Raw genomic sequence first — 19,728 nt, 5'->3', positions numbered from 1 at the left:
TGGAGGAGAAGTTCGGGGCGGTGACGCCGTACCTGGACGAGCGGCAGCGCCGGATGCTGTACGCGGCGGAGGCTCGGCAGCTCGGGCATGGTGGGCTCGCTGCGGTGGCGCGGGCCGCGGGTGTCTCGAAGGGCTGCGTCAGCCGTGGCCTGGCCGAACTCGATGCGGGCCGGCCTCCGGACAGGCGGGTGCGGTGGCCGGGAGCAGGCCGCCCGGCACTGGCAAAGAAGGACCCCGGCCTGCTTCCGGACCTGCTGGCGCTGGTCGAGGACACCACGCAGGGCGACCCGATAGGGCCGCTGACGTGGACGACGAAGTCGCTGCGCCGACTGGCGGACGAACTCGCCGCCCAGGGGCGGAAGGCGGGCCGCGACACCGTGGCCGCGAGATACGGCAATCGCCCGAAGCAAACGAGGCGCCGAGGGAGCGCCGAAGACGGCGCCGTAGCGATGCCGTGGAAGCCCGGCCGACCGATGGCCACGAGCCCTGCGCCTGCCGAAAAACTCATCCGTCCTGGTGGGGGCTGGTGTACGGATGGTGTCGAGCGCGGGCGCTTGGGCGGGTGCTCTGGGCACCTGGTGAGTGCCCCGGCAGGATGATCTGTCGGGCTGCTTCGACTTGCCTGCCCCTATGTGGCGAACGTGTTCGCCCTGCTGCGGCTGCTGCCGGTGAGCACCCAGGACAAGGACGCGGAGATCCTCGCGCTGCGTCATCAGATCACCGTGCTGGAACGCCGGCCCGGCCGGGACCGGGTACGGTTCGCCCCGAGTGACCGGGTGTTCCTGGCCGCGCCACTGCACCGGCTCCCGCGCGGTGTGCTGCGCCGGGCACGGCTGCTGGTGCGCCCGGACACGGTGCTGCACTGGCACCGTGCCCTGGTCTCGCGCCGCCACACGGCCCGTTCCCGGCCGGGGCGTGCGGCTCGGCCGCGTACCGTGCGCCCGATCCGCCTTCTCGTGCCGCGTCCGGCGCGGGAGAATCCCGGCTGAGGCTACCGGCGCAATCCAAGGCGAGCTGCTGGTCCTGTGTGTACTGCTTCGCGCGCAAGACGCGCAGCTATCTGGACCTCGACACCGGCCTCGGCTTCGACAGCCAGATCGTGGTCAAGGTGAACGCGCCCGAGCTGCTGCGCCGCCAGCTCGGCTCGCGGCGCTGGCAGGGCGATCACATCGCGATGGGCACGAACGTCGACACCTACCAGCGGGCGGAGGGCCGCTACCGGCTGATGCCGGGCATCATCGCCGCCCTGCGCGACCACGCGAACCCGTTCTCGATCCTGACCAAGGGCACGCTGATCCTGCGCGACCTGGACCTGCTGAAGCAGGCATCGGAGGTGACGGACGTCGGCATCTCGGTCTCGGTCGGCTTCAACGACCCCGGCCTGTGGCGCACGGTCGAGCCGGGCACGCCGGCCCCCGAGCGCCGGCTGGAGGTCGTACGGACCCTGACCGAGCACGGCATCGGGTGCGGGGTGCTGATGGCCCCGGTGATCCCGTTCCTGAGCGACCAGCCGGCCCAACTCCGGGACACCGTACGAGCGATCGCGGCATCTGGGGCCACGTCGGTCACGCCGCTGGTGCTGCACCTGCGGCCCGGCGCGCGCGAGTGGTTCATGAGCTGGCTCGGGCAGCACCACCCGCACTGGTGCGCCGGTACGAGCGGCTGTACGCGGAGGGCGCGTACGCCCCGAAGTGGTACCAGCGCCGGATCACCCGTCAGGTGCACGACCGGGCACGGGAGTACGGCATCGGTCCCGCGCGCGGGGGCATGCCGCGGCGGATACCGGAGCCCGAGCCGACCGAACCGCCGGTGTCCGAACCAGTTCAACTCTCGCTCATTTGAGAGCATTCGAGCGCATCACACGGCCCAATTGGGTGCACTCTTGACAGAACGCGTTCTTCCGGGGGCGCTTTCCGGGACGATGCCGCGTGGACCGTGACCCTCGCGGTCCGCCACCTCCGTCCTGGGAGGACCCATGAGAAAACGCGCAGCCGTGCTGTGCGGCGCCGCCGTGGTCATGGCCGGATCCGTCACAGCCGTCCCCGCCGAGGCGAGCGCCCCGCACACCGCCCAGCCGGCGCTCACGGCGAAGCTCACCTGGAAGGACTGCGGCACCACGACCTACCCGACGCTCCAGTGCGCGTCCCTCAAGGTGCCGCTCGACCACGCGGACCCGCACGGCAAGCAGATCACGCTCGCGCTGTCCCGCATCCCGCACACCGCGAAGACGTACCAGGGCCCGCTGCTGGTCAACCCCGGCGGCCCCGGCGGCAGCGGTCTGACACTCGCCGGGTTCGTCGCGTCCTCGCTGCCCAAGAAGGTCGCGGCCCAGTACGACGTCGTGGGCTTCGACCCGCGCGGGGTGGGCGCCAGCAAGCCCGCCCTCACCTGCGAGCCGGGCCACTTCGACCCGGTGCGGCCGAACTCGCTGCCGACCACGCACGCGATCGAGCGCGCCAACCTCACCCGCGCCAAGTCCTTCGCCGACACCTGCGGCAAGAAGTACGGGCACCTGCTGCCGTACATCGACACCGTCAGCGCCGTGCGGGACATGGACCTGATCCGGCGGGCCCTGGGCGCGAAGAAGGTCAACTACTTCGGTTACTCGTACGGCACCTACCTGGGCGCGGTCTACGCCAGGCTGTTCCCGGAGCGGGTGCGGCGTCTGGTACTGGACTCCGTCGTCGACCCGACCGGTGTCTGGTACGACGACAACCTCGCGCAGGACTACACCTTCAACGACCGGCACCGCGCCTTCATGGCCTGGGTCGCCAAGCACCACGCGACCTACGAGCTCGGCACCGACCCGGAGAGGATCGAGGCCAAGTGGTACGCGATGCGCACGGCGCTCGCGAAGAAGCCGGCCGGCGGGAAGGTGGGCGCCTCCGAGCTGGAGGACACCTTCCTGCCCGGCGGCTACTACAACGGCTACTGGCCCTACCTGGCGGAGGCGTTCGCGGCGTACGTGAACACCAAGGACGCCGACCCGCTGGTCGAGGCGTTCGAGAACTTCGGGGCGGTCGACGCCGCCGGGGACAACGGCTACAGCATCTACACGTCGGTGGAGTGCCGGGACACCTCCTGGCCGCGCGACTGGGAGCAGTGGCGCGAGGACAACTGGGAGGTGTACGAGAAGGCGCCGTTCATGACCTGGAACAACGCCTGGTACAACGCGCCGTGCGCGTTCTGGCCGACGGACACGCTGGGGCCGGTGAACGTCGCCAACGCCGAGCTGCCGCCCGTGCTGCTGTTCCAGGCGACGGATGACGCGGCCACGCCGTACCAGGGCGGCGTCACGGTGCACCGCCTGCTGGCGCGGTCCAGCCTGGTGGTGGAGGAAGGCGGCGGGAACCACGGCATCACGCTGAGCGGGAACGCCTGCCTGGACGAGCATCTGGCGGCGTATCTGGCCGACGGCACGGTGCCGCGCGGGCACGGCGAGGCGGACGCGGTGTGCCAGGCACTGCCCGACCCCGAGCCGCTGGACTCCAAGGCGGCGTCGGCGTCCGCGCAGGGCACGACCCTGCACGGTCTGCTCGGCTTCCGGGGCTGAGTGCCTGACGGCCCGTCGGAAATCCGGCGGGCCGTCGGAACGCCGCGTAGGGCGTCGGAACGCTATGTCGGGGGCGTCGGAACGCTACGTCGGGAGGCCGTCGCAACGGCGCGTCGGGGCGTTGTCAGTCCCATGGTCCACTATGGGACGCATGAGTGAGCTGACCCGGATCGCCGCCCCCGACGGGATCGCCCCCGCCACCCAGTACAGCCATGTCGTCCTCGGCACCGGCCGCTTCGTCGCGGTCTCCGGCCAGGTGGCCCTGGACGAGGACGGCCGGCTCGTCGGCGAGGGCGACGCGGCGGCCCAGGCCCGCCAGGTCTTCGAGAACCTGCGTCGCTGCCTGGCCGCAGCCGGCGCCGGTTTCGCCGACGTCGTCAAACTCACGTATTTCGTCACGGACATGGCCCACATGCCCGCCCTCCGCGCGGCCCGCGCCGAGCACATGTCCGACGACCACCTCCCCGCCTCCTCGGCAGTCCAGGTCGCCGCACTGGTCCGCCCGGAGTTCCTGATGGAGGTCGAGGCGTTCGCGGTACTCGACGCGTGACCGGCAGCCGCGGTCCACGGCGTCACGGTCCAGGACATGGTGTACGCCGACTGCGACCGCGTGGCCGAGATCCGCGTCCGGGACCGGCAGGCCGCCTATCGGGGCCTGATGCCGCAGTCGTATCTCGATGGGCCCAGCATCACGGAGGACGCCGACCGGCACCGCACGCTCCTCTCCCGGGCCGACGGCGGCGTGGGGAACCTGGTGGCCGAGCAGGACGGGGAACTCGTCGGCTGGGCGGCGCACGGGCCGTACCGGGACGGCGAAGCGTGCACCGGGGACGCCGAGTTGTACGCGATCTACGTGCACCCCGAGCACACAGGACGCGGCGTGGGGCTCGCCCTGCTCACGGAGTCGGCCGACCGCTGCCGCGGCTCCCCTGCTGACGGCGTCGCCGGTCACCGCTGTCGCGGCATCCGGGCCAGGGCCTGGACCGCCGCCTCGGCGAGGGCCGGGTGGGCGAGGGCTTCATTGAGGACGGGGCGGGCGCGGGGGTCGGCCAGGGTGCCAAGGCCCTCCACGCAGGCGAGGGCCACGCGGCGGTACGGGTCGTGGGGGCGCAGTCGGCGTCGCAGCGTGGTGATCAGGGCGGGTACGGCCTCGGGGGCGCGCAGGGCGACCAGGAGGCGGACGGGGTGCAGGGCGTAGGCGACGCGGAGTTCGTTGGTGGCGAGGGCGGCGGCCGCGCGGGCGGTGCGCGGGTCGCCGAGGCGGGCGAGGGCGTGCGCGGCGGAGGCACAGCGCGGTGGATCACGGTGGTTGAGCAACAGCACGAGGGACTCGAAGGCCCGCCGGTCGCCCGCGAGGCCCAGCCGGAAGGCGGCCAGCTCCCTGGCCCACAACGGCTGTCCCGGCTCGGTCAGCACAGCCGCCAGCGCGTCCGGGTCCTCGGTCGCGGCGAGGCGGTCGTACGCCGCAGATCCACCCGACTCCGCCCGTAAGCGCGCCGTGAGTGATCGCAACTCTTCGTCCATGACACCGAAGATTAGAGGCGCCGTGACCTGCGCGGGACGTACATCACAAACACGAGGTCTGGCGCGCTCGTTACCCACGAGTTAAGCTCAGACGAGCGAGTTACCCACTCGCATCCTCCTCGCGGCGGTCTGGTGACGCGGCCGTCGTGAGAGCAGTCCGTTCGGTACCTCAGGTACCGCAACGCAGTACGCAGTACGACGCGGCCTCGGGACAGGGCCGGTCGGACCCGCCGTCCCTCCGGGCGTGTGCACGTCCGGACAGCGACGGCACCGGGCGTGTGCGCTCGCAGCCCGGCCAACACCCGCATTCCTCACGCACCCGGCGCGCCCGCGGTCCAGTCGAAGACCGGACCGGCTCTCGGCGCACCCGGGCGCGTTCCCCGTCGTCACCCACCCTCATTCCAGGAGTCCCGTGATGGCCACTCCCCTGTCCCCGCCCTCAGCCACTCCCCTGTCCCCGCTCCGGACCATCGCCGTCGTCGGCCTGGGCACCATGGGCACCGGCATCGCCGAGGTCCTCGCCAAGGCCGGCCGCACGGTCGTCGGCATCGACATCAGCGAGGCCCAGGCGGCGCGCTGCGTCGCCGCCCTGGAGTCCTCGACCGCCCGTGCCGTGGAGCGCGGGCGGCTGACCGAGCGGGAGCGCGCGGCGCTGCTCGCCCGGCTGCGCACCTCCACCGATCTGCGCGCGGCGGCCGACGCCGACCTGGTGATCGAGGTGGCGCCGGAGTCGTACGAGGTCAAGCAGCAGATCTTCCGGGAGTTGGACGGGATCGTGCGGCCCGGGACGATCCTGGCGACCGGCACCAACGCGCTGTCCGTCACGCGCCTGGCCGCCGACTCGGCCCGCCCCGAGCGCGTGCTCGGCATGCACTTCTTCAACCCGGCCCCGGCGATGCGGCTGGTCGAGGTCGTCTCCTCGGTGCTGACCGCGCCCGCCGCCGTCGAGTCGGTCACGAGCCTCGCCCTCGACCTCGGCAAGGAGCCCGTCGCGGTCGGCGACCGGCCCGGCTTCGTCGCGGACGGGCTGTTGTTCGGCTACCTGAACCAAGCGGCGACGATGTACGAGGCGAAGTACGCCTCCCGCGAGGACATCGACGCCGCGATGCGGCTGGGCTGCGGGCTGCCGATGGGCCCGCTGGCCCTGCTCGACCTGATCGGCGTCGACACCGCGCGCACGGTCCTGGAGGCCATGCACGCCGCGTCCCGCGACCGGCTGCACGCCCCCGCGCCGATCCTCAAGCAGCTCAGCGAGGCGGGCCTGACCGGCCGCAAGGCGGGCCGCGGCTTCTACACGTACGAGGCCCCCGGCAGCGGCACCGTCGTGCGGGACGCGCTGACCCCGCTGGAGGGCGGCACGCTGGTCCCGGGCCGTCCGGTCCGCTCCGTCGGTGTCGCCGGCTCGGGCACCATGGCCTCCGGCATCGCCGAGGTCTTCGCCAAGGCCGGCTACGAGGTGGTCCTCGCCGCCCGCAGCGAGGAGAAGGCACAGGCCGCGAAGGCCCGTATCGGCAAGTCGCTGGCCCGCTCCGCCGACAAGGGCCGGCTGTCCGCGGAGGCCGCCGCGCAGACCCTGGACCGGATCACCGCGACGGGCTCCTACGACGACTTCGCGGAGGTGGACCTGGCGGTGGAGGCGGTCGCCGAGGACCTGGTGGTCAAGCAGCAGCTGTTCGCCGCGCTGGACAAGGTGTGCAGGCCGGGCGCGGTGCTGGCCACCACCACCTCGTCCCTCCCGGTCGTCGCCTGCGCCCGCGCCACCTCGCGCCCGCAGGACGTGATCGGCATGCACTTCTTCAACCCGGCCCCGGCGATGAAGCTGGTCGAGGTCGTCCGCACGGTGCTCACGGCCGACGACGTCCACGCGACGGTGCGCGAGGTCTGCGTCAAGATCAAGAAGCATGCCGTCGACTGCGGTGACCGGGCCGGATTCATCGTCAATGCACTGCTTTTCCCGTATCTGAACAACGCGATCAAGATGGTGCAGGAACACTATGCGTCTCTTGACGACATCGACGCGGCGATGAAGCTGGGCGGCGGCTATCCGATGGGCCCCTTCGAACTGCTGGACGTCGTCGGGCTCGACGTCTCGCTGGCCATCGAGAAGGTCCTGCACCGCGAGTTCCGCGACCCGGGCCTCGCCCCGGCGCCGCTCCTGGAGCATCTGGTGGCCGCGGGCTGCCTCGGCCGCAAGACCGGCCGCGGCTTCCGCGAACATGCCCGCCGCTGAGCGTCCCGGCGGCCGGCCGCTCGCCGGTGAGGACTGGGGCGGGCTGCTCGACCCGAGCGGGCACGTCGGGCCCGCCCGGGTCGCCGGCGGGCCGGTGCCTGCGCACCGAGCTGCGCACATGCAGTACGTTCGGGTCATGTCCCAGCCCGCCAAGTCCTCACGTACACCGGCTACGCCCGACGCGTCGGAAAGTGCCCCCGGCAGTCGCGCGGCCGCCCAGCGGCTCAAGATGCGCCGGGAACTGGCCGCCGCGGCGATGGAGCTGTTCGCGACGAAGGGGTACGAGGCGACCACCGTCGACGAGATCGCGGCGGCGGCCGGGGTCGCCCGCCGCACCTTCTTCCGGCACTTCCGCTCCAAGGAAGAGGCGATCTTCCCCGACCACGACGACACCCTGATCCGCGCCGAGGCGGTACTGAACGCCGCGCCCGCGCACGAGCACCCGCTCGACACGGTGTGCCGCGGCATCAAGGAAGTCATGAAGATGTACGCGGCCCGGCCGGAGATCTCGGTCGCCCGCTACAAGCTGACCCGCGAGGTGCCCACCCTGCGCGAGGCCGAGATCGCGTCGGTGGCCCGCTACGAGCGCCTGTTCACCCGCTATCTGCTGGGCCACTTCGACGAGCACGCGCACGACGACGCCGTGGGCGACGACCCGCTGCTGGCGGAGGTCGCCGCGTCGGCCGTGGTCACGGCCCACAACCACGTGCTGCGGCGCTGGCTGCGGGCGGGCGGCCAGGGCGACGTGGAGGCCCAGCTCGACCACGCCTTCGCGATCGTACGGAAGACCTTCGGGACGGGGATCATGGCGGGCCGTACGGCGTCCCCGAAGCCGGCCACGGCGTCGGCGTCCGCGCACGGCGAGGTGCTGGTGACGGTGGCGCGGACCGACGCCCCGCTGGACGAGGTCATGCGGACCATCGAGCAGGCCCTCAAGGAGCGCTGAGCCTTCTCGCCGTGTAACGACGGCCACCCCACCGGGTGGCCGTTTTGGCATATCAGGGCCCCCTTTTCGACCTTTTCCGTGGGGCCGTTCGATCGATCATCGCTCATTTGTTACGTAAAGATTTCACCTGAGCCCATTTTCTGGCACTCAGTGCCTTGCGAGGCGACACGCGGTGTCATACGTTGAAGGTGTCCGGGCGGCTGTCCCAGTAAGCCGCACAAGGCCTGCTCCACCCGGACGCCTGCGTCACAGGCAACCTCCCGCGCCACAAAGCGCTGCCGAACAGCACCACCGCCGAACCGACGGCATTCCCCAACCTCAGCAGCACCGACGTAACCCTCAGCGTCCCTCCCTCAGGACGCGTATCGCCGGAGGCAACACCGTGACCGTGAAGGACATCCTGGACGCGATCCAGTCGCCCGAATCCACGCCGGCCGACTTCGCCGCGCTGCCGCTCCCCGAGTCGTACCGCGCGATCACCGTGCACAAGGACGAGACGGAGATGTTCGCGGGTATGACCACCCGCGAGAAGGACCCGCGCAAGTCGCTCCACCTGGACGAGGTGCCCGTGCCCGAACTCGGCCCGGGCGAGGCCCTGGTGGCCGTGATGGCCTCCTCGGTCAACTACAACTCCGTGTGGACCTCGATCTTCGAGCCGCTGCCGACGTTCGGCTTCCTGGAGCGCTACGGCAAAGTCAGCGACCTGGCCAAGCGGCACGACCTGCCGTACCACATCATCGGCTCCGACCTCGCCGGCGTCGTCCTGCGCACCGGCCCCGGCGTCAACGCCTGGCGGCCCGGTGACGAGGTCGTCGCCCACTGCCTGTCCGTCGAGCTGGAGTCCAGCGACGGCCACAACGACACCATGCTCGACCCCGAGCAGCGCATCTGGGGCTTCGAGACCAACTTCGGCGGGCTGGCAGAACTCGCACTGGTCAAGTCGAACCAGCTGATGCCCAAGCCCCAGCACCTGAGCTGGGAGGAGGCCGCCGCTCCCGGCCTGGTCAACTCCACCGCGTACCGGCAGCTGGTCTCCGGCAACGGCGCGCAGCTGAAGCAGGGCGACAACGTCCTGGTCTGGGGCGCGAGCGGCGGACTCGGCTCGTACGCCACGCAGTTCGCGCTCGCCGGCGGGGCGACCCCCATCTGTGTCGTCTCCTCGCCGCAGAAGGCCGAGATCTGCCGGAAGATGGGCGCCGAGCTGATCATCGACCGCACCGCCGAGGACTACAAGTTCTGGCAGGACGAGCACACCCAGGACCCCCGCGAGTGGAAGCGGTTCGGCAAGCGCATCCGCGAGCTGACCGGCGGCGAGGACGTCGACATCGTCTTCGAGCACCCGGGCCGGGAAACGTTCGGCGCAAGCGTTTACGTCACCCGCAAGGGCGGCACGATCGTCACCTGTGCGTCCACCTCGGGCTACAACCACCAGTACGACAACCGCTACCTGTGGATGTCGCTGAAGCGCATCGTCGGCTCCCACTTCGCCAACTACCGCGAGGCCTGGGAGGCCAACCGGCTCATCGCCAAGGGGAAGATCCACCCGACACTGTCGAAGGTCTACCCACTGGAGGAGACCGGCCAGGCCGCCCACGACGTCCACCGCAACGCCCACCAGGGCAAGGTCGGCGTCCTCTGTCTCGCCCCCGAGGAGGGCCTGGGCGTGCGCGACGAGGAGATGCGCGCCCAGCACGTCGACGCCATCAACCGCTTCCGGAACATCTGAGGGCCGCTGCATGACTGAGCGTCAGACGCCGCAGGCGCAAAAAGAAAGGGACCGGCCGTGGCTCATGCGGACCTACGCCGGTCACTCCACGGCCGAGGCGTCCAACGAGCTGTACCGGCTGGGCCTCGCCAAGGGACAGACGGGTCTGTCGGTGGCGTTCGACCTGCCGACGCAGACCGGCTACGACTCCGACCACATCCTCGCCCGCGGCGAGGTCGGACGGGTCGGCGTGCCGGTCGCGCACCTCGGTGACATGCGCCGGCTGTTCCAGGACATCCCCCTGGAGCAGATGAACACCTCGATGACCATCAACGCCACCGCCATGTGGCTGCTGGCGCTCTACCAGGTCGTCGCGGAGGAGCAGGGCGCGGACATCACCAAGCTCCAGGGGACGACCCAGAACGACATCGTGAAGGAGTACCTCTCGCGCGGGACGCACGTCTTCCCGCCGGGGCCCTCCCTCCGTCTGACGACGGACATGATCGCGTACACGGTCTCCCACCTCCCGAAGTGGAACCCGATCAACATCTGCAGCTACCACCTGCAGGAGGCGGGCGCCACGCCGGTGCAGGAGATCGCGTACGCGATGTCCACGGCGATCGCCGTCCTGGACGCCGTCCGGGACTCCGGCCAGGTGCCGCAGGAGCGCATGGGCGATGTCGTCGGCCGCATCTCCTTCTTTGTGAACGCGGGCGTCCGCTTCATCGAGGAGATGTGCAAGATGCGGGCGTTCGGCCGCATCTGGGACAAGGTCACGCGCGAGCGGTACGGCATCGAGAACCCCAGGCACCGCCGCTTCCGCTACGGCGTCCAGGTCAACTCCCTCGGCCTGACCGAGGCGCAGCCGGAGAACAACGTCCAGCGGATCGTGCTGGAGATGCTGGCCGTCACCCTCTCCAAGGACGCACGCGCGCGTGCAGTGCAGCTTCCGGCCTGGAACGAGGCCCTGGGCCTGCCCCGGCCCTGGGACCAGCAGTGGTCGCTGCGCATCCAGCAGGTGCTGGCGCACGAGAGCGACCTGCTGGAGTACGAGGACATCTTCGAGGGCTCGAAGGTGATCGAGGCGAAGGTGGACGAGCTGGTCGAGGCCGCGCTCGCCGACATCGGCCACATCCAGGAGATGGGCGGCGCGATGGCCGCCGTCGAGTCGGGCTACCTCAAGTCGCAGCTGGTCGCCTCGCACGCGACGCGCCGGGCTCGCATCGAGTCCGGGCAGGAGAAGATCGTGGGCGTCAACGCCTTCGAGACGACCGAGCCGAACCCCCTGACGGCCGACCTGGACACGGCGATCCAGACGGTCGACCCGGCGGTCGAGGCCCGCGTCATCGCCTCGCTCCAGCACTGGCGGGACACCCGCTACCAGCCGCCCTTCAACCACCCGCGCCCCTGCAAGGCGCTGGAGAAGCTGAAGGAGGCCGCGCGGGGCACCGACAACCTCATGGAGGCCACCCTGGAGTGCGCCCGCGCCGGGGTCACGACCGGCGAGTGGGCCGGGGCCCTGCGTGAGGTGTTCGGCGAGTTCCGGGCGCCGACGGGCGTGTCGTCGGCGCCGGTCGCGGTGGCCGCGGAGGAGGGCACCGGGCTGGCACTCGTCCGCCGCAAGGTGGACGCGACCGCCCGCGACCTCGGCGTCGGCAAGCTGCGCTTCCTGGTCGGCAAGCCGGGCCTGGACGGGCACTCCAACGGCGCCGAGCAGATCGCCGTACGCGCGCGTGACGCCGGCTTCGAGGTGGTCTACCAGGGCATCCGGCTCACGCCCGAGCAGATCGTGGACGCGGCCCTCGCCGAGGACGTGCACGCGGTCGGCCTGTCGATCCTGTCCGGCTCGCACGCCCAGCTCGTGCCGGACGTGTTGGAGCGGCTGCGTGTGGCCGGTGCCACAGATATACCGGTGATCGCAGGTGGCATCATCCCGAACGGCGACGCCGAGCAGCTCAGGGCCGCGGGAGTGGCCGCGGTCTTCACCCCGAAGGACTTCGACATCACCGGAATCATCGGCCGCATCGTCGACGAGATCCGCAGCGCGAACAAGCTCGACCCCCTGGAGGTCCCCGCATGACTGCCCATCCGTCTCCCGGCACCGCCCTTCCAGCGAGCGGCTCCGCCGCACACCCTTTTGACCGTCTCCGCCCGCGGCGTTCCTGCCTGGCCGTACCGGGCTCGAACCCCCGCTTCCTGGAGAAGGCGCAGGGCCTCCCGGCCGACCAGGTCTTCCTCGACCTGGAGGACGCGTGCGCGCCGCTCGCCAAGCCGGAGGCGCGGCACACCATTGTCAAGTTCCTCAACGAGGGCGACTGGACGGGCAAGACGCGGGTGGTGCGCGTCAACGACTGGACGACGGAGTGGACGTACCGCGATGTCGCCACGGTCGTCGAGGGCGCCGGCCCGAACCTCGACTGCATCATGCTGCCGAAGGTCCAGGACGCCCAGCAGGTCGTCGCCCTCGACCTCCTCCTCACCCAGATCGAGAAGACCATGGGTTTCGAGGTCGGCCGCATCGGCATCGAGGCGCAGATCGAGAACGCGCAGGGCCTCAACAACGTCAACGAGATCGCGCAGGCCTCTCCGCGCATCGAGACGATCATCTTCGGCCCGGCCGACTTCATGGCGTCGATCAACATGAAGTCGCTGGTCGTGGGCGAGCAGCCGCCCGGCTACCCGGCGGACGCCTACCACTACATCCTGATGAAGATCCTTATGGCCGCACGCGCCAACAACCTCCAGGCGATCGACGGTCCCTACTTGCAGATCCGCAACGTCGAGGGCTACCGCGAGGTCGCCCAGCGTGCCGCCGCGCTCGGCTTCGACGGCAAGTGGGTGCTCCATCCGGGTCAGGTCGAGGCGTCCAACGAGATCTTCTCGCCCTCCCAGGAAGACTACGACCACGCCGAGCTGATCCTGGACGCGTACGAGTACTACACGTCCGAGGCGGGCGGCAAGAAGGGCTCGGCGATGCTCGGCGACGAGATGATCGACGAGGCCAGCCGCAAGATGGCGCTGGTCGTCGCGGGCAAGGGCCGCGCCGCCGGAATGCGGCGCACCAGCACGTTCGAGATTCCCGCCAACTAGAGGGGCCGTGACGGCGATGCAGTTCGGACGCAGTTACGAGGAGTTCGAGGTCGGGGCGACGTACAAGCACTGGCCGGGCAAGACGGTCACGGAGTACGACGACCACCTGTTCTGCCTCCTCACCATGAACCACCACCCGCTCCACATGGACACCAACTATGCCGAGAAGACGACGGACTTCGGCAGGAACGTGGTGGTCGGGAACTACATCTACTCCCTGCTGCTCGGCATGTCCGTCCCGGACGTCTCCGGCAAGGCGATCGCCAACCTGGAGATCGAGTCGCTCAGGCACGTGGCTCCGACCTTCCACGGCGACACGGTCTACGGGGAGACGACCGTGCTCGACAAGTGGCCGTCGAAGTCGAAGAACGACCGCGGCATCGTGCACGTCGAGACCAGGGGCTACAAGCAGGACGGCACGCTGGTCTGCGTGTTCCGCCGCAAGGTGATGGTGCCCACCGAGACGTACATCAAGGAGCGCGGCGGCGAGCAGCCGGGCCGCCCGGAGCCGAAGTCGCAGGAGAAGTAATGAGCCGCCTCGCCCAGACCGCCGGTCTGACGGACATCCAGCAGGAGATCCTGTCCACCGTGCGCGACTTCGTGGACAAGGAGATCATCCCGGTCGCGACCGAGCTGGAGCACCGCGACGAGTACCCGCAAGCGATCGTCGACGGCCTCAAGGAGCTGGGCCTGTTCGGCCTGATGATCCCCGAGGAGTACGGGGGTCTGGGCGAGTCGCTCCTGACGTACGCGCTGTGCGTCGAGGAGATCGCCCGGGGCTGGATGTCGGTGTCCGGCATCATCAACACCCACTTCATCGTGGCGTACATGCTCAAGCAGCACGGCACGCAGGAGCAGAAGGACCACTTCCTGCCGAGGATGGCGGCGGGCGATGTCCGGGGCGCCTTCTCGATGTCGGAGCCGGGCCTCGGCTCCGACGTCTCGGCGATCACGTCGAAGGCGGTCAGGGCCGGCGACGAGTACGTCCTGAACGGCCAGAAGATGTGGCTGACGAACGGCGGTACGTCCTCGCTGGTCGCCGTCCTGGTGCGAAGTGACGAAGGTCACCCGGAGGGCGCCGCGCCCCACAAGTCGATGACGACCTTCCTGGTCGAGAAGGAGCCCGGCTTCGGCGAGGTCCGCCCCGGCCTCACCATCCCCGGCAAGATCGACAAGATGGGCTACAAGGGGGTGGACACCACCGAGCTGATCATGGATGACCTGCGAATTCCGGCCAATCGTGTGCTCGGCGGGGTCACCGGCCGGGGTTTCTACCAGATGATGGACGGGGTGGAGGTCGGCCGCGTCAACGTGGCGGCGCGTGGCTGCGGCGTCGCTCAGCGTGCGTTCGAACTGGGCATCCAGTACGCGCAGCAGCGCCACACCTTCGGCAAGGCGATCGCGCAGCACCAGGCGATCCAGTTCAAGCTGGCCGAGATGGCTACCAAGGTGGAGGCCGCTCATGCGATGATGGTCAACGCAGCACGCAAAAAGGACTCCGGGGAACGAAACGACCTTGAAGCCGGAATGGCGAAGTACCTCGCCTCCGAATACTGCAAGGAAGTCGTGGAGGACGCCTTCCGGATCCACGGCGGCTACGGCTTCTCCAAGGAGTACGAGATCGAGCGCCTCTACCGCGAGGCCCCGATGCTGCTGATCGGTGAAGGTACCGCCGAGATCCAGAAAATGATCATCGGCCGGAGACTGCTCGAAGAGTATCGATTCCAGGGCTAGATGTCCGGATACGTGGTGTTTTCTTGGAAAACAACGTCACACCCCGTCAGCACTCTTCGGCTTCCGACTCGGCTTCCCGACTTACCCAGTTGTGGCGCCGAGCCGCTACGATCGCCGGAAAGCCGCCGTCCCCCGTCAGTGTGCGGCATCATCCGCTACGAAGGTCATCCATGCCCCACAGCCAAACCTCTGCACCACGCGACAGCCTCGTTGGCGTACGCCTCGCGCGCGGAGCATCGCCGTGGCTCCTCCCGACCGTCGCCACCGCGGCCGTCGGCCTGGCCCGGGCCCGCCGCTCGGGTGCCGCCAAGGCCGTCGCCCTTCCCGCCGCCGCGCTCGCGGCGGGGATGCTGTGGTTCTTCCGCGACCCCGAGCGCGAGATCGGTCAGGGCAGGGTCATCTCCCCCGCCGACGGCGTGGTGCAGAGCATCATGCCGTGGAAGGACGGCCGCACCCGCGTCGCGATCTTCATGAGCCCGCTCAACGTCCACGTCAACCGGGCGCCCCTGCCTGGCACGGTGACGTCGGCGGAGCACATCCCGGGCGGCTTCGTTCCTGCTTTCAACAAGGAGAGCGAGAACAACGAGCGGGTCGTCTGGCACTTCGACACCGAGCTCGGTGACATCGAGATGATCCAGATCGCCGGCGCGGTGGCCCGTCGCATCGTGCCGTACGTGCCGCAGGGCACCAAGGTGGAGCAGGGCGAGCGGATCGGTTTGATCCGCTTCGGTTCGCGTGTCGACCTCTATCTGCCCGAGGGCGTGGAGGTCGCGGTCGAGGTCGGCCAGAAGACCGTGGCTGGGGTGACTCGCATTGACCGTGATTGACCCGGATACGCAGGCCGGCTGGGTGCCGGAGGCCGACGAGGCGGACGAAGAGGAGGAGATGCCGCTCTCTCTCCGCCTGTCGATAGCGGACACCCTCACGCTCGGTAACGCCACGTGCGGCTTCATGGCGGTGTACTTCACCACCACCGGCATTTTGATCCCCCACCTCACCGGCAGCCAGGAGACCGGCATGGCCCGCCACAGCGCGGCCACGGCGGTCATTCTGATGCTGTGCGCAGCGGTCTTCGACCTGTTCGACGGCCTGGTGGCGCGCAAGCTGCGCAGCTCGCCGATGGGCGCGGAGCTGGACAACCTCTCCGACCTGATCAGCTTCGGGCTGGCGCCCGCGTACTTCGTGCTCGTGTACGGCATGGTCGCGGACGACGCGCACCAGAGGGTGGCCGCGGTCGGTGCGATCGTGGTCCTGCTGGCGGTGGTGCTGCGGCTTGCGCGCTTCTCGTGCGTGACACCGACGAACGGCATGTTCCAGGGCATGCCGAGTCCCTTCGGTGCGCTGACGGTCGTGTCGATCGTGCTGCTGGAGCTGCCCTTCGTGGCGACGCTGCTGGCGATTCTGGGGACGGCGTGGCTGATGGTGAGCCGGGTGGAGTACCCCAAGCCCCGCGGGCGCCTCGCGGTGGCGATGCTCGTCTGGATCGTCCTGTCCATGGGCCTGCTCGCGGCCTGGGCCTTCGACGCGCCCAGCGGCCAGCTCCTCCTGCAGACCGGCTGCGCGCTCCAGCTGGTCATGGGTGCGGTGATTCCGCTGTTCGCCACGGCTCGCCGGGTGAACAACTTCCGCGACAACCGACGTGAGGCACGGGCGGCGCAGCTGCCGTAGCGCTCCGCTGGGTGGGGCCCCGGACCGGGTTGGCGGGTTGGGTCCGGGGCCCTTCGTTTGTCGGCACCCGGCGTCGGTGGGGCCTCGCTGGGGCCTCCGCCCCCAGACCCCCGGACCCTCAAGAGACCGAGCCGGGCGCCACCCACCCCTCTTCCCCGGCGTCAGGTCAACAAGTCCCGTGCGATTCGTTCCGCCACCCGTTCCAGAATCGGCCCGGCATCGGCGATGCACGTCGCGACGTCCGGCTCGACGTCCGTCAGCGGGTACGCCCGCCGGATCCCGGCCCGCCCCAGCACCTCCGGCGGCAACGCCAGCCGCCCGCACACCGCGACGACTTCCTTACCCGCCGCCCGCGCCGCAGCCGCGACCCCGGCCGGCGCCTTCCCGTGCAGCGTCTGCTCGTCCAGCGACCCCTCCCCGGTGATCACCAGCTCCGCCCGCTCCAGCGCCGGCGCGAACCCGAGCACATCGAGCATGACCTCGATACCGGGCCGGAACCGCGCCCCGAGGAGCAGCGCCCCGTACCCGATACCCCCCGCCGCACCGGCCCCCGGCGACGCCGCGTACTCCGCGGCCCTCGCCCCGACGGCCCTCTCCAGCACCTTCGCGTAGTGCACGAGCGCCGCGTCCAGCGCCTCCACGTCACCGGGCGAGGCCCCCTTCTGCGGGCCGTACACCGCCGGCGCCCCCTTCGGCCCGGTCAGCGGGTTGTCGACGTCGCTCGCGAGCACCAGCTCGACCGAGGACAGGCGCGGATCGAGCCCGCCGAGATCGGCCGAGGCCAGCTCGACGAGCCCCCCGCCGCCCGGCGGCACCGGCTCCCCGCCGGCGTCCAGGAACCGCGCACCCAGCGCGGACAGCATCCCGGCACCGCCGTCCGTGGTGGCACTGCCGCCGACCCCGAACACGATCGTGCGCGCCCCGGCGTCCAGCGCGGCCCGCAGCAGCTCCCCGGAGCCGTACGTCGATGCCGTGAGCGGTGCGAAGACCCCGGTCGGCAGCCGCTGCAGCCCGCTCGCCTCGGCCATCTCCACGACCGCCGTGTCGCCGCGCAGCGCGAACGCCGCCGTCACCTCGTTCCCGACCGGCCCGGCGACCAGTACCTCACACCGCTCGAACCCGGCCGCGACCGCCGCGGCCACGGTGCCGTCACCGCCGTCGGCCACGGGCAGCGCCTCGACGGCAACGCCCGGCACGACCCGGCGCAGCCCCGCCGTCACCCGCTCGGCGACCTGCACGGCCGTCAGCGAGCCCTTGAACTTGTCCGCGGCCACGAGCACCGTACGGGTGCCGGGCACTGCAGCGTCCGCCACGTTGCCATCCCCTTGCTCTCCGGGCCCCACGCACGTCAGGGCCAGTCGCGCCGCTGTGACCCTAACCGGAGACCCCCGCCCCCGTCACACCCCGGCCAACCCTTGGGAAAGGCCCCGTGACCCTCCGCGCACACGGCCGGAAACCCGCACGCCCCGCGCGCCCGCGCGCGGAATCGGGTAGACCGGAGCCATGACCGCTGTGGGCACCGATCCAGAACTCGCCGACCGCATCCTCGGGGGCTGGCTGGGCCGGATCGCGGGCAACATGCTCGGCAAGCCGGTCGAGCAGGGCGAGGTGTGGACGCGCGAGCACATCGACCGCTACCTGCGGAAGGCCGCCGCCCTCCCCCTCACCGACTACCTGCCCGAGCCGCCCGGCGAGGACGACGGAGCCGAGCTGCGGCCCGAGTGGCGCCAGTGCGTGCGCGGCCGTATCCACGGCAGCTGCCGCGACGACGACATCGACTACGCGATCCTCGGCCTCGACCTGCTTCAGACCCACGGCTTCGGCTTCAGCACCGAGCAGGTCGGCGACCTGTGGCTGCTGCGGCTGCCGTACCTGCAGACGTTCACGGCGGAGCGGGCGGCGTACCGCAACCTGGCGAACGGGCTGAAGCCGCCGCTGACCGCCACGTACGACAACCCGTACCAGGAGTGGATCGGCGCCCTGATCCGCGCCGACGTGTACGGCTGGACCTGCCCGGGCGTGCCGCGCCGCGCGGCCTTGCTGGCCCGCCGGGACGCGGTCCTGTCGCACACCGGCAACGGCGTGTACGGCGCCATGTGGGCGGCGGCGCTGATCTCGGCGGCGTTCACGGCGCCCACGATCAGGCACGCCCTCGACACGGCGTTGACCGTCATCCCGGCGAGCAGCCGCCTCGCCCGCACCGTCCGCCGGGTCGTCTCGCTCCACGACACCCGCATGCCCTGGGAGGACACGCTCACCACGGTGGCCGAGGAGACCGCCGGGCTCGGCTGGATCCACACCATCCCCAACGCCGCCGTCCTCACCGCCGGGCTCCTGTACGGCGACGGCGACTTCACGCGGACGCTCGCACTGACCGTCCGCGGCGGCCTGGACACCGACTCCAACGGCGCCACGGCGGGCTCGGTCGCGGGCGTGCTCACCGGCGCCGCGGCGATCCCCGGCCAGTGGAAGGACCCCCTCGAGGACACGGTCCGCAGCGCGGTGTTCGGCTTCGACGGCGTACGCATCAGCGAACTCGCCGAACAGACTCTACGGCTGGCACGGTCGTCGCAGGACTGACCGGGAGGGCCGGGCAGCGCGGGGAACTTTGGCCCCGGCCGGGGCGCCCGTGCCGTGCTCCGGCGCGTGCGCCCGCTCGGCGTGGGCCACGTGGGCCGTGGTCCGCTGCCGTACGCCCGTCGAACGCCCCGCCGCTCCCACGAGACGCCCCCGGCCCGCCGTTACCCTTCCTGCATGACCGCCACTCAGGACACTCAGGGCTCCCAGGATTTCGTCGCCTATCTCGCCTCCCTCCCCCGCGTCCTCGCCGGGGCCGCCGCGCTGTTCCGGGACGCGCGGGGCCGGGTGCTGCTCGTCGAGCCGAACTACCGGGACGGCTGGGCGCTGCCGGGCGGCACGATCGAGTCCGACGACGGGGAGACGCCGCGGCAGGGCGCGCGCCGCGAGACGGCGGAGGAGATCGGCCTGGACCGCGAGCCCGGCCGGCTGCTCGCGGTGGACTGGGTGCGCGGCGTGGGCCGTCCGCCGCTGGTGGCCTACCTCTACGACGGCGGGATCCTCGACGAGGACGACATCAAGGCGATCCGCCTCCAGGAGGAGGAACTGCTGTCCTGGCGCCTCGTCCCGCGCGAGGAACTCGCCGAGTACCTCCGGGGCGCCCTCGGCCGCCGCGTCCTGGCCGCCCTGGACGTCCTCGCCGGCGACTCGGCCACGGCGGAACTGGAGGACGGCCACCGCGTGCACTGACCGTCCCCACG

At 70.8% G+C, this 19,728-nt stretch carries 16 protein-coding genes and 3 pseudogenes; 17 read left to right on the top strand and 2 right to left on the bottom strand.

The window, feature by feature from the left end:
• The 6 genes and pseudogenes from H8R17_RS49260 to H8R17_RS17700 all read left to right on the top strand — a co-directional run.
• Positions 1 to 599 (top strand): annotated as a pseudogene (locus tag H8R17_RS49260) (hypothetical protein); the annotation flags it as partial.
• 33 nt (positions 600 to 632) lie between these two features.
• On the top strand, positions 633 to 989 hold the full coding sequence (locus H8R17_RS17720) for a hypothetical protein (RefSeq protein ID WP_262505317.1): 357 nt from the start codon (positions 633 to 635) through the stop codon (positions 987 to 989).
• Positions 990 to 1,021: 32 nt separating this feature from the next.
• Positions 1,022 to 1,842: pseudogene (locus tag H8R17_RS17715) on the top strand (radical SAM protein); the annotation flags it as partial.
• 133 nt (positions 1,843 to 1,975) lie between these two features.
• Positions 1,976 to 3,553, top strand: a complete 1,578-nt coding sequence (locus tag H8R17_RS17710) for an alpha/beta hydrolase (protein WP_187824161.1) — start codon at positions 1,976 to 1,978, stop codon at positions 3,551 to 3,553.
• A gap of 151 nt (positions 3,554 to 3,704) precedes the next feature.
• A complete protein-coding gene (locus H8R17_RS17705; RefSeq protein WP_187824160.1) occupies positions 3,705 to 4,103 on the top strand; it encodes a RidA family protein in 399 nt (132 codons plus the stop codon).
• Positions 4,104 to 4,139: 36 nt separating this feature from the next.
• Positions 4,140 to 4,418 (top strand): annotated as a pseudogene (locus tag H8R17_RS17700) (GNAT family N-acetyltransferase); the annotation flags it as partial.
• An 83-nt stretch (positions 4,419 to 4,501) separates the two neighbouring features.
• On the opposite strand, the gene H8R17_RS17695 reads toward H8R17_RS17700, so the two are convergent.
• A complete protein-coding gene (locus H8R17_RS17695; protein WP_187824159.1) occupies positions 4,502 to 5,077 on the bottom strand; it encodes an adenylosuccinate lyase in 576 nt (191 codons plus the stop codon).
• A gap of 415 nt (positions 5,078 to 5,492) precedes the next feature.
• Here H8R17_RS17695 and H8R17_RS17690 point away from each other — a divergent pair, with 415 nt between their 5' ends.
• From H8R17_RS17690 to pssA, 9 genes are all read left to right on the top strand, one after another.
• Positions 5,493 to 7,307, top strand: a complete 1,815-nt coding sequence (locus H8R17_RS17690) for a 3-hydroxyacyl-CoA dehydrogenase family protein (protein ID WP_187824158.1) — start codon at positions 5,493 to 5,495, stop codon at positions 7,305 to 7,307.
• Between the two features lie 136 nt (positions 7,308 to 7,443).
• The gene (locus tag H8R17_RS17685; RefSeq protein ID WP_187824178.1) at positions 7,444 to 8,253 is read left to right on the top strand and encodes a TetR family transcriptional regulator; all 810 of its coding nucleotides are present in this window, start codon (positions 7,444 to 7,446) and stop codon (positions 8,251 to 8,253) included.
• Positions 8,254 to 8,641: 388 nt separating this feature from the next.
• The gene (gene ccrA / locus H8R17_RS17680) at positions 8,642 to 9,979 is read left to right on the top strand and encodes a crotonyl-CoA carboxylase/reductase (RefSeq protein ID WP_187824177.1); all 1,338 of its coding nucleotides are present in this window, start codon (positions 8,642 to 8,644) and stop codon (positions 9,977 to 9,979) included.
• A gap of 10 nt (positions 9,980 to 9,989) precedes the next feature.
• Positions 9,990 to 12,038, top strand: a complete 2,049-nt coding sequence (locus tag H8R17_RS17675; RefSeq protein ID WP_187824157.1) for a protein meaA — start codon at positions 9,990 to 9,992, stop codon at positions 12,036 to 12,038.
• Positions 12,035 to 13,048, top strand: a complete 1,014-nt coding sequence (locus H8R17_RS17670) for a CoA ester lyase (protein WP_262505316.1) — start codon at positions 12,035 to 12,037, stop codon at positions 13,046 to 13,048. Before H8R17_RS17675 ends, H8R17_RS17670 begins: the two co-directional genes overlap by 4 nt.
• A gap of 16 nt (positions 13,049 to 13,064) precedes the next feature.
• Entirely contained in the window at positions 13,065 to 13,577 is a 513-nt protein-coding gene (locus tag H8R17_RS17665; RefSeq protein WP_187824156.1) for a MaoC family dehydratase, read from the top strand.
• Positions 13,577 to 14,782, top strand: a complete 1,206-nt coding sequence (locus H8R17_RS17660; protein WP_187824155.1) for an acyl-CoA dehydrogenase family protein — start codon at positions 13,577 to 13,579, stop codon at positions 14,780 to 14,782. Before H8R17_RS17665 ends, H8R17_RS17660 begins: the two co-directional genes overlap by 1 nt.
• Positions 14,783 to 14,952: 170 nt before the next feature.
• Positions 14,953 to 15,609 (top strand): phosphatidylserine decarboxylase, encoded by a 657-nt coding sequence (locus H8R17_RS17655; RefSeq protein ID WP_187824154.1) that lies wholly within the window; start codon positions 14,953 to 14,955, stop codon positions 15,607 to 15,609.
• Positions 15,610 to 15,631: 22 nt separating this feature from the next.
• A complete protein-coding gene (pssA, locus tag H8R17_RS17650; protein ID WP_187824175.1) occupies positions 15,632 to 16,450 on the top strand; it encodes a CDP-diacylglycerol--serine O-phosphatidyltransferase in 819 nt (272 codons plus the stop codon).
• Between the two features lie 161 nt (positions 16,451 to 16,611).
• Here the strand turns inward: pssA and H8R17_RS17645 are convergent, their stop codons facing one another.
• Positions 16,612 to 17,730: a glycerate kinase gene (locus H8R17_RS17645; protein ID WP_187824174.1), complete on the bottom strand. Its 1,119-nt coding sequence runs from the start codon at positions 17,728 to 17,730 to the stop codon at positions 16,612 to 16,614.
• A 223-nt stretch (positions 17,731 to 17,953) separates the two neighbouring features.
• On the opposite strand from H8R17_RS17645, the gene H8R17_RS17640 reads away from it, so the two are divergent.
• Both H8R17_RS17640 and H8R17_RS17635 read left to right on the top strand, forming a co-directional pair.
• Entirely contained in the window at positions 17,954 to 19,030 is a 1,077-nt protein-coding gene (locus tag H8R17_RS17640) for an ADP-ribosylglycohydrolase family protein (protein WP_187824153.1), read from the top strand.
• 174 nt (positions 19,031 to 19,204) lie between these two features.
• Positions 19,205 to 19,717 carry an NUDIX hydrolase gene (locus H8R17_RS17635; RefSeq protein ID WP_187824152.1) on the top strand — a complete coding sequence of 171 codons (513 nt, stop codon included), beginning with the start codon at positions 19,205 to 19,207 and terminating at the stop codon, positions 19,715 to 19,717.
• The last annotated feature ends 11 nt before the right edge of the window (positions 19,718 to 19,728 follow it).

Source organism: Streptomyces sp. TRM68367 (assembly GCF_014495685.1).
Lineage (GTDB): Bacteria > Actinomycetota > Actinomycetes > Streptomycetales > Streptomycetaceae > Streptomyces.
Note: the sequence above shows the minus strand (reverse complement) of the source record. Positions and strands in the feature narration are given on the sequence as shown.